At 68.9% G+C, this 13,556-nt stretch carries 13 protein-coding genes; 5 read left to right on the top strand and 8 right to left on the bottom strand.

The features are described from left to right. Positions 1-7 precede the first annotated feature (7 nt). Positions 8-907 (top strand): expansin EXLX1 family cellulose-binding protein, encoded by a 900-nt coding sequence (locus tag IU476_RS32810; RefSeq protein ID WP_195106211.1) that lies wholly within the window; start codon positions 8-10, stop codon positions 905-907. A gap of 256 nt (positions 908-1,163) precedes the next feature. Further along, positions 1,164-1,817 (top strand): cutinase family protein, encoded by a 654-nt coding sequence (locus tag IU476_RS32815; protein ID WP_195106212.1) that lies wholly within the window; start codon positions 1,164-1,166, stop codon positions 1,815-1,817. Positions 1,818-1,825: 8 nt separating this feature from the next. Here the strand turns inward: IU476_RS32815 and IU476_RS32820 are convergent, their stop codons facing one another. From IU476_RS32820 to IU476_RS32845, 6 genes are all read right to left on the bottom strand, one after another. Further along, positions 1,826-3,478, bottom strand: a complete 1,653-nt coding sequence (locus IU476_RS32820; protein WP_195106213.1) for a bifunctional metallophosphatase/5'-nucleotidase — start codon at positions 3,476-3,478, stop codon at positions 1,826-1,828. 111 nt (positions 3,479-3,589) lie between these two features. Then, on the bottom strand, positions 3,590-4,288 hold the full coding sequence (locus IU476_RS32825) for a polysaccharide deacetylase family protein (protein WP_195106214.1): 699 nt from the start codon (positions 4,286-4,288) through the stop codon (positions 3,590-3,592). Positions 4,289-4,316: 28 nt separating this feature from the next. After that, the gene (locus IU476_RS32830; protein WP_195106215.1) at positions 4,317-6,443 is read right to left on the bottom strand and encodes an SDR family oxidoreductase; all 2,127 of its coding nucleotides are present in this window, start codon (positions 6,441-6,443) and stop codon (positions 4,317-4,319) included. 323 nt (positions 6,444-6,766) lie between these two features. Then, positions 6,767-7,447, bottom strand: coding sequence for a biliverdin-producing heme oxygenase (locus tag IU476_RS32835; protein ID WP_195106216.1), 681 nt, complete (start codon positions 7,445-7,447; stop codon positions 6,767-6,769). 85 nt (positions 7,448-7,532) lie between these two features. After that, a complete protein-coding gene (locus tag IU476_RS36525) occupies positions 7,533-8,321 on the bottom strand; it encodes a helix-turn-helix domain-containing protein (protein WP_228824699.1) in 789 nt (262 codons plus the stop codon). Between the two features lie 167 nt (positions 8,322-8,488). Beyond that, positions 8,489-8,797, bottom strand: coding sequence for a hypothetical protein (locus IU476_RS32845; RefSeq protein WP_228824700.1), 309 nt, complete (start codon positions 8,795-8,797; stop codon positions 8,489-8,491). A 364-nt stretch (positions 8,798-9,161) separates the two neighbouring features. Between IU476_RS32845 and IU476_RS32850 the strand changes: the two genes are divergently transcribed. Genes IU476_RS32850 through IU476_RS32860 form a run of 3 tightly spaced genes read left to right on the top strand, consistent with a single transcriptional unit; the run spans position 9,162 to position 10,719 of the window. After that, the gene (locus IU476_RS32850) at positions 9,162-9,356 is read left to right on the top strand and encodes a hypothetical protein (protein WP_195106217.1); all 195 of its coding nucleotides are present in this window, start codon (positions 9,162-9,164) and stop codon (positions 9,354-9,356) included. Positions 9,357-9,368: 12 nt separating this feature from the next. Beyond that, a complete protein-coding gene (locus IU476_RS32855) occupies positions 9,369-9,887 on the top strand; it encodes a DUF6879 family protein (RefSeq protein WP_195106218.1) in 519 nt (172 codons plus the stop codon). Next, complete coding sequence (locus IU476_RS32860; protein ID WP_195106219.1) at positions 9,868-10,719, top strand: helix-turn-helix domain-containing protein; 852 nt, start codon at positions 9,868-9,870, stop codon at positions 10,717-10,719. The genes IU476_RS32855 and IU476_RS32860 overlap by 20 nt, the downstream gene beginning before the upstream one ends. Before the next feature lie 722 nt (positions 10,720-11,441). Here the strand turns inward: IU476_RS32860 and IU476_RS32865 are convergent. Further along, positions 11,442-12,146, bottom strand: a complete 705-nt coding sequence (locus tag IU476_RS32865; RefSeq protein ID WP_195106220.1) for a DUF4190 domain-containing protein — start codon at positions 12,144-12,146, stop codon at positions 11,442-11,444. A 133-nt stretch (positions 12,147-12,279) separates the two neighbouring features. Beyond that, positions 12,280-13,554 (bottom strand): glycosyltransferase, encoded by a 1,275-nt coding sequence (locus IU476_RS32870; RefSeq protein ID WP_195106221.1) that lies wholly within the window; start codon positions 13,552-13,554, stop codon positions 12,280-12,282. Positions 13,555-13,556: the final 2 nt, after the last annotated feature.

Consider the following 13,556-nt stretch of genomic DNA (forward strand, 5'->3'; position numbering starts at 1 on the left):
GGGTGGAATGCATCGGGTAACACAGCAGCAACACGGTCGTACCGCGCGGCCCTGGCTGTGGACGGCGCTGGCGGCCGCGGTCGTGGTGGCGGCGACGCTGTGGGTGGCCAGACCCGATCCCGCCGCCTGCCACACCGCCGCACCCGCCGCCGCCCCGGTGCCACCCGCGCCCACCATGACGATCCCGAGCGCCGCCGCGCCCGAGACGATTCCGGCGCTCGAACAGCTCGACCCGCCGCAGCCGGGGGAGGCGCGCTACTACACCTTCGGCCGGAATGTGGCCTGCTCCATCCCGGATCTGCCGCTGGACGGCTTCTATGTCGGGGTGCCGACCGCCGAATACGCGGGCAGCGCGGCCTGCGGCACCTTCGTCCAGATCGACGGCCCGCTCGGCTCGGTGCGCGCCCAGATCGTGGACCGCTGCCCCGGCTGCGCGCCCGGGCACTACGACCTGAGCACGGCGGCCTTCACGCAGATCGCCGACCGGGACGCGGGGGTGGCGCGAGTGCAGTTGCGCCGCATACACAATCCGCTCCCGATTCCGGAGCTGATGTATCGGGTCAAGGACGGCTCCTCCGAGCACTGGTTCGGGGTGCTGTTCGCCAATGCCGGAAATCCGTTGAGCCGCATCGAGATTCGACCCGATGCGGGCGGACCGGGCCACACGCTGACCCGGGGGACGGACAACTACTGGTCGTTCTCGGGCGCGGGTCCCGGTCCGTTCACCGCGCTGGTGACCGATGTCGAGGGGCATCAGGTGCAGATACCGGGCATCCCCGTCGCCTCGGGAGCGATGCGGCGCACCGGAACCGGGCTCTACAGCTTCCCCGCGCTGCCGCCCACTCCGGCCGCCACCACGCCGCCGCCAGCCCCGCCGGCCACGACCGCCGCCGCCACCTGCGCGTGAGCCGGACGCGGTTCCGGTGCCGTCGAATCCGGAAGGCGGTGGCCGCCGGGCCGTAACGGTTCATCGCCCGAGAGTTGCTGGTCAGTAACGAATCTCGTGCCGACGGGCGAGGCGCGCGGCAATTGGGTATCGCTATAACAGTTTTCGTTGCCGCCGATGAATGTGACACCTACCTTGGCTCATACGGCCAATGACTGACAATAGTCTGTGACAACAGTCACGCGGCCGCTCACAACGGCGTGAGTGGGTGATCACGATGGGCGATGCGAAGCGATTGCTCTCCGGAAAATGGCGTCTCGCTTGGGTATTCGGTGCCTTGCTACTGCTGATGGGCATGGCCTACCCGGCTCCACACGCGAATGCGCAATGGTGCGCGGACGTGGATCTGGTGGTGGCCAGGGGAACCGGCGAACCGGGATATCTCGGCACGGGACTGGGCGATCCGCTCTACGGTGCCCTGTCGGACCGGTTACCGGTGAGCGTGAGCGCTTATCCGGTGAACTATCCGGCGGACCTGACCGACATCTTCTCGGTGGGCAAGGGTAGTGCGGATCTCGTCGCGCACCTGGCCTATCAGGCCTCGGTGTGCCCCGATCAGCGGTTCATCCTGGCGGGCTACTCGCAGGGCGCGGTCGTGGTGCACACGGCACTGGGCACCGGCATCACCAACGGCATCCCGGGCGCGGTCCGGATGGACGGTGACCTCGGGGCGCGCGTGAGTTCGGTCCTGCTGTTCGGCGATCCGCTGCGGCTGATCGGCTGGAGCGTGCCGGACCCGTACCTGTGGCGGACCGCCGACTACTGCGCGGCGGGCGACCCGATCTGCGGCGGCGGCCTGGATCCGAACGCGCACACCGTGTACGGCGGATTCGTCGGCGCGGCAGCCGATTTCGCCGACAGCCGCCTGTGACGGCGCGCTCAGCGTCGCTCGATCCGGCCCGGCGGAGGCTCGACGGCCCCGCGAGTCCGCAGATAGGACTCCAAGGCGTCGAGGTCCGTCGGGCCGACCGCTGCCCGGCTGCCCTCGGTGAACACCGTGAAACCGTCGCCGCCCGCGGCGAGGAAATTGTTGGTCGAAACCGGGTAGACGGCCACCGGATTCAGGGGCTGCCCGCCGATCCGGACACTGTCGGCGACCACCTTGCGGCCGGTGGGCGCGGTGTCGGAGTAGGCGTAGCTGATCCCCGCGACCGACAGCACACCGGACTTGCTCGCGCCGTCCCACTGCTGTTCGAGCAGTCGCAGGATCTGCTGGCCGGTCAGCACCACCGTGACGACCTGATTGCCGAACGGCTGCACGGTGTAGGCCTGTTCGTAGGTGATCGCGCCGTCGGGCAGGTCCGCCCGCACGCCCCCGGCGTTCATGAACGCGGCGACGGCCCGGTCGGGGCCCATGGCGGAGAGCATGGCGTCGGCGATGACGTCGCCGAGCGGTGAGTCGCCGCCCGGCGCGGGTTCGCTCGGCAGGGGCGCGGTGGCGGTGCCGATGACGCGCTCGGCGCGCGGTTCCGCTTGTGCCGCATAGAAATCCACGGTCCGGGCGACGTTCGGGTCGGGCGGGACGTCGCGGGTGACGACCCGGTTGACCGCGCGGGCGTCCACCCCGCCGTCGTGGAACCGCAGGGTGATGTCGGTGATCAGGCGGCCGTACGAGGCGGCCTGGGTGACCACCTTCCCGGCGATGGCGCAGTTGTAGGCCTGGTGACTGTGGGCGGTGACGATCACGCTGACCGCCGGGTCGGTGCGCTCGGCCAGCGCGGCCACGTTCGGCGTGATGTCGGCGCAGCCGTTGTAGTCGACCGGTGCGCCGTGGGTCCGCTGGGAGCCGCCGTCGTGCATCAGCGCCACCACGGTCTCGGCGCCGGCGGCCCGCACTTGCGGCACGTACTTGCCGACGGCGGCGACCTCGTCGCCGAAGGTGTAGCCGCGAATGCCCTCGGGCATCACGATATTCACGGTCTCGGGGGTGACGGTCCCGATCACGCCGATCTTGTGGCCGCCGATCTCGAGCATCGTCCAGGGTCGCAGGCCCGGGGGAAGTTGGCCGTTGCCGTCGGTGACATTGGCGGCCAGGTAAGGGAATCGGGCACCGGAGAACGGCTCGCCGGGCACGCAACCGTCCCAGGCGCAGCCGCCCTGCTGCAGGCGCACCAATTCGGGGACGCCGTCGTCGAATTCGTGATTGCCGACCGCGGAGGCGGCGGTGCCGATGGTGTTGAGGAAGCCGATGGTCGGCTCGTCGTGGAACAGGGCGGAGACGAGCGGGCTGGCGCCGACGTTGTCCCCGGCGGCCAGGACGGCGCTGTCGGGGTAGGCCTGCCGCAGCCGGGCCAGGTGTGCCGCGAGGTATGCCGCGCCGCCGGCCGGGCGGTCGGCGATGTGCCCATTGCCGCCCGCCGGTGGTTGCAGGTTGCCGTGCAGATCGTTGAGCGCGAACAGGTGCACCTCGCCGGGCTCGGCCCGCGGCAGGTCGTTCGTCGAGACGAGCGGTACCCCACCGGGTTTCGCCGGGGCGGGCGCCTGCCCGCCGCAGCCCGCGAGGGCGCACAGTACGAGGGCGGTCGCCAGCATCCCACCCCACCGATGACGAGCCTTCATAAGCAACGACTGTCGCAGAACCCGCTGGCGCGCGCACGACGGGCAGGTGAATTCTGGAGTGCGCCCGCCGTTCCGGGCCGTCGGTCACCGTCCGAGCAGTTGCGAGACCGTCACGAAACGGTAGCCGCGCGTTCGCAGGCCGTCGACGATCGGGGCGATGGCGGCGGCCGAGGCGGGCTGGTGCATGGCGTGCAGCAGCACGATCGACCCGGGCCGCACCGCGTCCAGGGTGTCGGCGACGATGCGGTCGGTGCTCGCGCCGCCCCGCGAATCCGGCTCGACGTCCCACATCACCGTCGTGCGGTCGTGCTCGGACAGGTACGCGGGCAAGGCGAACAGCTTCTTGCCGTACGGCGGGCGGAAGGTGATCGGGCCGCCGTAGCCGGTCTCGCGGATCTCGGCGTCGGTGCGCTCGATCTCGTTGCGCACGGTCGCCGGGGTGACGAGGACCATTCGCCGGTGGCTGTAGCTGTGGTTGCCGATCTCGTGTCCCGCCGCCGCGAGCGCGGCCCCGTCCTGCGGACGGGCGGCGAGATCGTGGCCGACCAGGTAGAAGGTCGCGGGGACGGCGGCGGCCGCCAGCGCGGCGATGAGCTGCGGTGTCCGCTCGGTCGGGCCGTCGTCGAAGGTCAGGGCCACGACCTTGTCGGTGGTATCCACGCGATGCACCAGTCGGCCCGCCACCTGGTAGGTCCGGGAGTTCATCAGCACGTACAACCCCGCGCCGACGACCACCGCGAACACGAGCACGAGCGCGCCCGCGAGAAGGATCCTGCGTTTCACTCGGTGCAAACTAGCACCCGCGGCGAAATCACCAGTGCAGGCCGGGGATTCGGTTCGCTACGCGGGCGGCGGGGGCGGGCAGGCTCATCAAGGGCTGGACCACCGGGGCCAGGGCGAGCAGGGGGCTGCGGGTGGGTGCGGCGGCCTCGGTGGTTCGTGTGGAAGCTGTCGCCCGGACCGTCCGTGTCGTGGTGGTGGGCGTTGCCGCCGAAGTGTCGTCGGCGCTTTGCGCGGCGTCGGCATCCGCCGGGGCAGCGTCGGTGTTCCGGGCCGGGGTGGCGTCGGTGGCGCGTGCCGGGGTGGTGTCGCCGAACATACGGAAGCCGCGGTGCAGGATGGCCTTCTTCACCGAGGGCAGCACGGTGTCGACCAGTTGGGCGAAGGTGCCGATCGGGGTGTCGATGCGGGCCGGGCGCTGTTCCAGGGCGCGCACGACCAGATCGGCGGCCTGCTCGGGGCTGTGCACCGGAATCGAGCGGTACAGCTCGGTGGGCGCGATCATCGGCGTGCGCACCAGCGGCATCCGCACCGAGGTGAAAGTGATTCCCGCGTCGGCGTTCTCGACGGCCGCGATCTCGCTGAACGTGTCCAGCGCCGACTTGCTCGCCACGTAGGCGGCGAAGCGCGGCAGCTTGGTCTGCACGGCGATCGAGGAGATGTTCACGAAATGCCCGAACCGGCGTTCCCGCATCGCGGGCAGCAGCGCCAGGATCAACCGCACCGCGCCGAAATAGTTGACCGCCATGGTCCGCTCGAAGTCGTGCATCCGGTCGGTGGAGTCCAGCACCGAGCGGCGGATCGAACGCCCGGCGTTGTTGACCGCGTAGTCGACGTGCCCGTGATCGGCGAGCACCTGCTTGACGAGCAGCTCGACCGCCTTCTCGTCGGTGATGTCGCACGAATACGCTTGTGCCGCACCGCCTTCGGCGCGCACGGCGGCGGCCGCCGCCTCCAGCTCGTCGAGGTTGCGGGCGACCATCAGCACGGTCGCGCCGCGGCGGGCGACCGCGTGCGAGGTGGCCAGGCCGATGCCGGAGGAGGCGCCGGTGATGAGCACGATCCGGCCGCGCAGCGGGTCCCCGGTGTCGACGCGCCGCGCGCGATCGGGGTCGAGGTGCGCGCGCCAGTAGTCCCACAGCTTGTCGGCGTAGGAGTCGAACGCGGGCACCGGCAGGCCGCGCAGCCGCGCGCGGGTGGAGTCGGAGACGAACTCGGACTCGAAGGACACGTGCGGTGCCACCTCGGCGGGAACGCCCAACTGCTGCATCAGCAGATCGCGCACCGCGGTCGCGCCCGGCACCTGCGCGAGCGCCCGCAGCGCGGCGTTGCTGCCGGGCAGCGTGCCCAGGCCGGTGGGCGCCCCGGCGGCCCGCGCCAGCGCGGCGTAGATGTCGCCGAACGGCTGCGGCTCCGGATTCACCAGGTGGAAGGTGCGTTTGTTCGGTCCGGGCCGGGTGATCAGCCGCACCATGGCCGCGGCGACGTAGTCGACCGGAACGATGTTGGTGGCGCCGAGGTCCGGCAGGGGCAGCGGCAGTTCCGCGGGCAGGCCCGCGAGGCGGGCGATGGCCGGGAAGAAGTAGTAGGGGCCGTCGATCTTGTCCATCTCGCCGGTGCGCGAATCGCCGACGATGATCGCGGGCCGATACACCCGCCAGCGCAGGCCCTTCGCCTCGCGGACCAGCTTCTCGGCCGCGAACTTGGTGCGGTGGTAGGGGGAGTGCAGCTGCTGGCCGAGGTCGAAGTCGTCCTCGAAGAACTTGCCGCGGTGGTCGCCCGCGACCGCGACCGACGACACGTGGTGCAGCATCGCCCCCAGCTCGGTGGCCAGCGCGACGACCGACCGGGTGCCGGCGACGTTCGCGGCGTAGGCGGACTCCTCGTCGGCGGTCATGTCGTAGACCGCGCCCGCGTGCACGATGTGCTCGACACGGGGCGGATCGTCTTGCAGCCCAAGGTTTTCGGCGGTCAGGTCGCCGATGAGGGGGAAGACCCGGTGCTCGGCGTCCCAGCCGGCGGCCAGCTCGGTGAGCTTGGCGACCGAGGCCTCCCGCACGAGTACGTGGACCACCGCGTCGCGATCGTGTTCGAGCAGGCCCTGCACCACTCGCCGCCCCAGAAAACCGGTGCCGCCCGTCACGAGATAGGAGACCATCGTCCCTCCTGGCTTGTCGAACCTGTTGCCGCGCAGGGGTTCTCGTCCGATGCGCAACACTGTTCGCCCGACATGCATCGGTGGATGCGGACGTTGCGGGATGTCGGGCTCTCCGGCGGAAGCGGGAGCCCTGGATAGAAACACCTTCGTGTCTAACTGGTGAGTAACTTTAGCGGCGGGCCCATGTTCTCGCAACAGAAGAGCGCCCCGTGTGATGTATGTCCTGTCACCACTGAGGCGCTGTTCGGTATGTGTGTCAATGGGTTTGGTGTAACCGCCCGGAGCAGGTGGCTACTTGTCGGCTAACGCGGAGTGTGGGGGGATCAGCCCTGTCGCCGCACCGGGAACTCCGCCGCGAGTTCGCGGAACAGGGCGGTGTTGAAGTCGAAGGCGCGCTGGCATTCGCCCAGGACGCGCTGCTTCTCGAGATCGTCGACAGCCAGCCGGTCCAGCAGCGTGCGGTACTCCCGCTTGAACGCCGCGGGGTTGGGGATCTGCTCGAAGACGTAGAACCGCACCCCGTCGCCGCGTTTGGGCAACTGCCACAGTTTCTCGGCGGTGCCCCGAATGACCTGTCCGCCCGACAGATCCCCGAGATAGCGGGTGTAGTGGTGGGCGACGTACCCGGCCGGCCAGGTGCGCGCGCACTCCTCGATGCGGGCGGCGTAGTCGGCCGTCGCGGGCAGCGGGTCCAGCTCGTCGCGCCAGCCGTCGCCGCCGAGGTGTGCCAGATCCGCCTCGAGGTGAGCCAGCCGAGCCAGTTCGGGTCGGACGAACGGCCCCGCGACGGGGTCTCCGGCCAGATGATCCCAGTGCGCCTCGAGTGACCGGTACACATGCCACAGCTGCCCGGTGTAGCGATAGAACGCCGCCACCCCGAGGGCCCCGCCGAGCATGTCGCTCATGAACGTCGAGTTCTCCGCATCGGCGTGCTGCCGCGCGGTGGCGCTGCGAATCTGCGCCGAGAAGGGTACGGCCTCCGTCGATGTACTGGTCTCCGGCATCTTCCGCTCCCTGGTCCGCCCCACCCAACAACTATGGCTTACCTAACTTTCCGTCTCACGATACCCGCGCGCCCGTCCTCTCGAATCAAACTTTCGGACGGGGTCGAGTCGCCGCGTCGGCTTTCGGCAGCGCTCGGGCCGCGGTGACGAGGCGCGTGACCGCGGATTTGCTCATGCCGGTGCGTGCGCCGATGGCCGCGTGCGACAGGCCCGCCTCGTGCTTGAGCCGCAGCACTTCGGCGACCTTCACCGGGTCGCGCCGCCCCGCCGGGTCGGCGGCGCACAGTGCCGCCGCGGTCCGCGTCCACCGATCCGGTCCGGGCGGCAGCTGGGGCGCGGGTTCCGGGTCGGGCGTATCGGTACGGACCGCCGTGGCGTGGACCGGTTCGGGATCGGTATGGGCGGGTTCACGGTCGTGGTGCTCGCTGAGGATCATGTGGGCCAGCGCCGCGCCCATCCCGAGGACCGCGACCGGCAGAACGGCCACGAGCACCGTCACGGGCCACGGCGCGGTCGTCATCCCGGCGGCCGTCATCAGGTGATACGCGACCTGCCCGAGTGCTCCGAGAGTCAGCGATCCGAACGCGGAGTACTTCGCATAGGCCCGCGTCCGATCCGCCCGGATCCGCCCGCCCAGCCAGACGTACAGCCCATAGGTCGCGTAGGTCTCCATGCCGATCGGCAGCGTGATCGCGGAGTTGACGGTGAACCCGTCCACAATCCCGGGCAGCGGATGCACCGGCCCGAACCCGGTCAGCTCCCCGAGCCCGACCCACCCGGACCAGATCGCCACGAACGCGGGCAACGCCAACACGGCCAACGGCCACACTCGCGGCCCGGTGCGCACCGACCCCGCATCGATTCTGTCGGTCATCACTACATCTCCAGCTGCTCCGGCGCCCCTGGTTCCCCAGCACCGCCCTGCCCATGTAACGCCACACCCGCCGGAAATCGGCGTGGCGAATTCCCCTGGCGCGCCCCATCGGACCGGTCGGCCGCCATCATCCGAAGACGGCTGTGCTCCATCGCTTGCCGCCGCAATCACTTCCGTTTCGACTGAAGTTGCCATCGCGCGAACGACAGTCGCGGTGTCACCGTCTCCACATCGGCGAGACCCATCACCGAGTGCAGGGTGAGGATGCCGAGATGGTCGGTTGAGGGTGTGATCACGGCCTGAGCGTCGACGGCACGCACTTGATCGACGAGCGGGATACGGCTCGCGATCGGCGGCCACACCAGGCGGTAACCGAGATGCCGCGCAAGTCGCCGGACTTGAGCGGTACCCCAATCGAGCGCCGGCGCTTCCGGGTGGACCCAGCCGAGCGCGATTGGAAGGCGGCCGTCCATCATCGGCGGCTCTTCCTCGAGTCGGTGGGCCGCGGCTGCTCGCCGCGTGCGGGCAACGCGACCATGGCGATCGTGAACACGATCAGCCCCAGAATCAATAGAACAACCAGCCACATCGCACAACCCTCCCGGTTCGATTGGTGAGCGCCTGCCGTAGATCCGCGACGCTCGACGGCGAGCTTCCTCGAAGCTACGAACGATGACCGTCCGGACGGAAGGAAGTTGCGATATGTTGCGACAAGTAGTCAAAAACGCCGAAAAACGCAGCCGCGCAAGTACAAAGGCTTGACCTACGGTGCCCAGCCAGTGACCATGGGAGTGTTGCAAGTCCGCAACTAGTCGCAACATCGTAGGCAGGGGGCCAACCATGCGCCTAACGTTCGTCGCCAAGGATCCGGGATCGAACCCCACCGGCTCACCGACGCTCTACCGCACCGATCGTGGTTCGTGGGTAGTGCAGGGCTGGGTAATAGACGATCCTGAAACGCTGGCACAGATGAACATTCCCGAAGGCGAATCGTGCGTCGAGATTCCCGACCGCCTCGTGCCGTTCTTCGAATAGCAAGGGAGGGCAGTGGACGAAATCAGCGACGACGAATTCGAGCGCCTACTAGTCGAATTCGAGCGTAGCTCGGACCATCTCGAAACCCGCGACGCCTACGGTACTACGGTTGAGCTTCCGCACATGGCACAGTGGGCGGCCGGTGAGCCGGACGACCTCGGATGGCTGCAAGGGTGGTGCTCGACGCTGCGTGAGCACACCGCGGCCGGTCGCAGGGTTCGCCGGGCTCGCATCGTCTCGGAACCGTTGAGTGACTATCAACTTTGGTCGCACAGCATCGCCGGTCCGATGGTCGACGCGGGCGAGGACATTCGGTGGACGCCGCGCCGGTTGGTGTCCTCGATAGGCATTCCGGGCAACGATTTCTATCTGTTCGACGAACGCGCCGTCGTTTTCCTGCACTACGCAGGAAACGGACGCGGCATCGCAAAAACCATATCGAGCGACCAGCACGATATTGCGTTGTGCCACAATGCGTTCGAGTCGGTTTGGGCTCTGGCGATTCCGCATCGTGAGTATCAGCCCGTCTAGTTCGGCGCACGAAGCTCGGCGCGCGCTCGGAGGTCGGCTCCGCGACATCCGCAAGGAAGCGGGACTGACCATCCGGGCGCTCGGCGAGCTTACGGGCCAGCACTACACCCGCGTATCGAAGATCGAAAACGGCGTTCAGTTGCCGACCGACGCCGATATTCAGGCTTGGTGCCGCGCCTGCGACGCCGACGACCAGGCGCTCGACCTCGTCGCGACGATGCGCGCGGTCGATTCCGCGTACGTCGAGTTTCGGCGGCAATCGCGCGCGGGCATGAAACGCGTACTCGGTGCGCACACCCAGAAGCGCTACGAGCAGACCCACGTGTTTCGTATCTACGAGCACAACGTGATTCCAGGCCTGTTCCAGACGGCGGAATACTCCGCGGCCATGCTGCGGTTCTGGATTCGGTTTCTCGGCACCCCGAACGATGTCGACGACGCGGTCGCCGTCCGGCTGCAGCGGCAACGGATCCTGCAGCGCGGCGGCAAACGGTTCGTTGTCGTTCTCGAGGAACAAGCTCTGCGAACATGGTTCGGCACCGCCGAGACACAGGCCGGCCAACTCGGCCGCCTCCTCGAACTGATGGCGCTACCCAACATCTCGGTCGGAATCGTGCCGCTCATGACCGAACGCGACGCGGTCGCCTCGGCCGGGTTCTGGATCTTCGACAACGAACTCGTCGCGCTCGAAACACCAACCGCGAGTATCCAAGTCACCCAGCCAGCCGAGATCGACATGTACGCACGGATGTTCGAGGTACTCAAGGGTGCCGCCGTCTATGGCCGCGACGCACGCGCGCTCATCATCGACGTCCTCAGGGAACTCGGCTGAACGACTGCAACGCGCAGGAATATGAGCTCCGAACTTGCCGAATCGGCTGTCCGTCGGCATCGGCTCGAACAGCGGGAAGCGGTCGTGGTCGTCACCTCCTGTCGGCATAAACGAACCAGGGGCGGCGAGGGCGCCTGTCGCGCTAGACTTGTTCTACGCGAAGTCGTTGGGCTATCGAGCACGGTCACGGGGCCGGGGCTCACGAATCAAATCAGGTGGCCCGCAAAGCGGAAGGTCAGGGGTTCGATCCCCCTACGCTCCATCACATGGGGCGTTAGCTCAGCGGTAGAGCAGCCGCCTCCCTTGAGCGTTGGGGGCAACCACAGTGGTTGCCCCCAACGTGTTCATCAGCTAGGCCACGAACAGCGGTAGTTGTCCCGTTGTCAAGCGGCTCACCATGGCAGGGCATCGCGCTGTCGCCCACGATTTGCACGCCATGCTGGAGCAGCAGTGGCGCCTGCGTGACGAGTATTGCGGAGGCGCATGATGCGATGCAGCGGCATCGCGCCTGTACTGCGCGTAAGGGGCGGCTTGGTCGGTGCTTGCCGAGGTGAAAAGAGTTAAGCCGGACCAGGCTCGAAATTGTTGAGGGACAGAATGTTTCGTTCCTAGGAACGGGCCATGTCGCGAATGGTCGACCACCGGTCCGGAGTGTCTACAGTGAACGGGGCACGACTTGTAGGTCGTGCCCCGTTGTGGGTGTGGTTGCGCGTGCCGTTCGGTCAGCGGGGCACCGAGCCCGTGAGCTTCGCTCCCGTGGACTCGAAGACGAGGCAGGTTACGCCGCGGTCGCGGTCCCAGTCCTTCTTGTTGTCGGGGTAGAGGTAGGAGACCTGGAGTTGGTCGAGCAGGGGGCTGTTGGCCAGGGCCTGTTCGATTTGGGTGGTGCAGCGGTCCTCGGCTTGCTGAGAGACGGCGGGTTCGCCGGGGAAGGTGCCCTTGGGGAGGTCGAATTGGGCGATGACCTCGCCGTCGTGGGGCTGGGCGCACGGGGTGACGGTTACCGAGGTCATGCGTTTGCCGTCTTCGATGCCGCCGATGCAGTCGCCCTCGCGCAGCCGGGTGACCGACTCCGAGCCGCCGCTGGTGACCTCGCCCGAGGAGTCGCGGTGGCTGGAGCTGGTGACGCCGGCGACGGCGCCGATCACGCCGACGGCGATCCACACTGTGGTGAGCGCCAGGCCGGCGATCGCCAGGCCGCGGCCGCGCTGACCGGTCTTCTTGATCTGGACCAGCGCGATGACGCCGAAGACGATCGCGAGCCCGCACACCCCGCCGAGGATGCCGAGGATCAGCGCGGCGATCGCGAAACCGTTCGTGCCCTGCTGCTGGGGCGGGGGCGCGAACTGGTTGCCGCCCGGCATCGGCGCGGGACCGCCCGGCGGCGGACCCTGCGGCGGAAAGCCTTGCGGCGGTTGTTGATTCATGTCCAAGACGATTCCCCTCCCAGGAATCCGTGCCCGCCACGGCGGCAGGTCGACCGCTCACCGTACCGTCCCGGATGTCCGATTGTCGCATCGGTTCCCACGGTTGGTTACCGGTCGCGCGGCGGTCCGGCGCTCAGGTCAGCGTGCGCGCCACCACACCGGCGATCCGGGTGCGGAAGGCGGCGGGCGAGAAGGAGAGGGCACGGGCCCGGATGGTGTCGGGATCGTAAGTGGCGGAGTCGAATTCACGCATGGCGTCGGCGAATCGGGTCACCACGGCGGTGTCCTCGCCGGGGGCGAGGTGGGCGCCGCTGACGCCGGGGATCACGGTGTCCAGGGCCCCGCCCGCGCCGACGGCCAGCACCGGCGTGCCGCACGCCATGGCCTCCACCGGCACGATGCCGAAGTCCTCGATGCCCGGCATGAGCAGGGCGCGGCAGCGGCGGTACATGTCGATCAGGACGTCGTCGGGGGCCGCGCCGAGGAAGGTGGTCTCCGGACCGGCGAGGGCTTCCAGCTGGGCGCGGTAGCGGCCGCCGCCCAGGACGACCAGGCGCACCCCGGCCCGCTGGGCGGCGCGGATCGCGAGATCGGGACGCTTGTAGGGCACCAGCCGCCCGGCGAAGAGGAAGAAGTCCTCGCGGGCGACGGTCGGATCCGGCGCGAACCGGTCCACCCGAACCGGCGGATACACCACCGTCGAATCCAGGCCCCACCACTCCTGGACGCGCTCGGCGACCGCCCGCGAATTGGCGATGACGTGACTCAGTCGCGGCGCGGCCCGCAGCTCACCGCGCCGCGCCAGCAGCCCGAGCGCGCCGAGCGCGAATCGGCCTGCGCCGCCGCCGGTTTCGCGCGCCCGGAAGGCCGGGTCCCACGCCCAGCGCGCCGGGCTGTGCACATAGGCGATGACGGGCGCGTCGGTCGCCAGCGCCGCCTGCGTGGCGAACGCGTGATGACTGACGAGCACGGCGTCGTACCGCCCGCGCAAGGGCAGCCGCCGCAAGGCCCGCGGCACCAGCGGCAGCAGCGGCGCGTGCGACCGCTCGCCTGTCAACGCGTGCGCACGGGACAACCAGGTGCCATGAAACCTGTTGTGCTGCATCGCATCGACGCTATCGGCGAGGTGGGCCGCCGCGACCCGGTGCGGAGCGGTGACGCTCGGGCCTTGCCTGCCGTCCGGCGAGCCCGCGGAGCGCGAGCCGCGATCTCCGGGGGAGTGGGCCGCGGCCCGCACCTCCGCGGCGCACGACGGCGTGACGATGGGAGCGAAAACGTCTGCGGTGGGCCAGATTCGAAGCAGTTCGGCGACCACCGCCTCCGAGCCGCCGTACTCGGTGAAGCGTTCGTGCACGATCGCGAGGCGGGTGGTCTGCGGCGGATCGGTGAGTGCGGGGCCCGGGACCATGG

This window comes from Nocardia blacklockiae, from assembly GCF_015477355.1.
Classification (GTDB): Bacteria; Actinomycetota; Actinomycetes; order Mycobacteriales; family Mycobacteriaceae; genus Nocardia; species Nocardia blacklockiae.

Excerpts from the sequence above, each read along its gene's own strand:
- IU476_RS32865 (WP_195106220.1), bottom strand. The coding sequence starts at position 12,146 with ATGAATCAACAACCGCCGCAAGGCTTTCCGCCGCAGGGTCCGCCGCCG.
- IU476_RS32810 (WP_195106211.1), top strand. The coding sequence starts at position 8 with ATGCATCGGGTAACACAGCAGCAACACGGTCGTACCGCGCGGCCCTGG.
- IU476_RS32815 (WP_195106212.1), top strand. The coding sequence starts at position 1,164 with ATGGGCGATGCGAAGCGATTGCTCTCCGGAAAATGGCGTCTCGCTTGG.
- IU476_RS32850 (WP_195106217.1), top strand. The coding sequence starts at position 9,162 with ATGCGCCTAACGTTCGTCGCCAAGGATCCGGGATCGAACCCCACCGGC.
- IU476_RS32835 (WP_195106216.1), bottom strand. The coding sequence starts at position 7,447 with ATGCCGGAGACCAGTACATCGACGGAGGCCGTACCCTTCTCGGCGCAG.
- IU476_RS32820 (WP_195106213.1), bottom strand. The coding sequence starts at position 3,478 with ATGCTGGCGACCGCCCTCGTACTGTGCGCCCTCGCGGGCTGCGGCGGG.
- IU476_RS32870 (WP_195106221.1), bottom strand. The coding sequence starts at position 13,554 with ATGGTCCCGGGCCCCGCACTCACCGATCCGCCGCAGACCACCCGCCTC.
- IU476_RS32830 (WP_195106215.1), bottom strand. The coding sequence starts at position 6,443 with ATGGTCTCCTATCTCGTGACGGGCGGCACCGGTTTTCTGGGGCGGCGA.
- IU476_RS36525 (WP_228824699.1), bottom strand. The coding sequence starts at position 8,321 with ATGACCGACAGAATCGATGCGGGGTCGGTGCGCACCGGGCCGCGAGTG.
- IU476_RS32845 (WP_228824700.1), bottom strand. The coding sequence starts at position 8,797 with ATGATGGACGGCCGCCTTCCAATCGCGCTCGGCTGGGTCCACCCGGAA.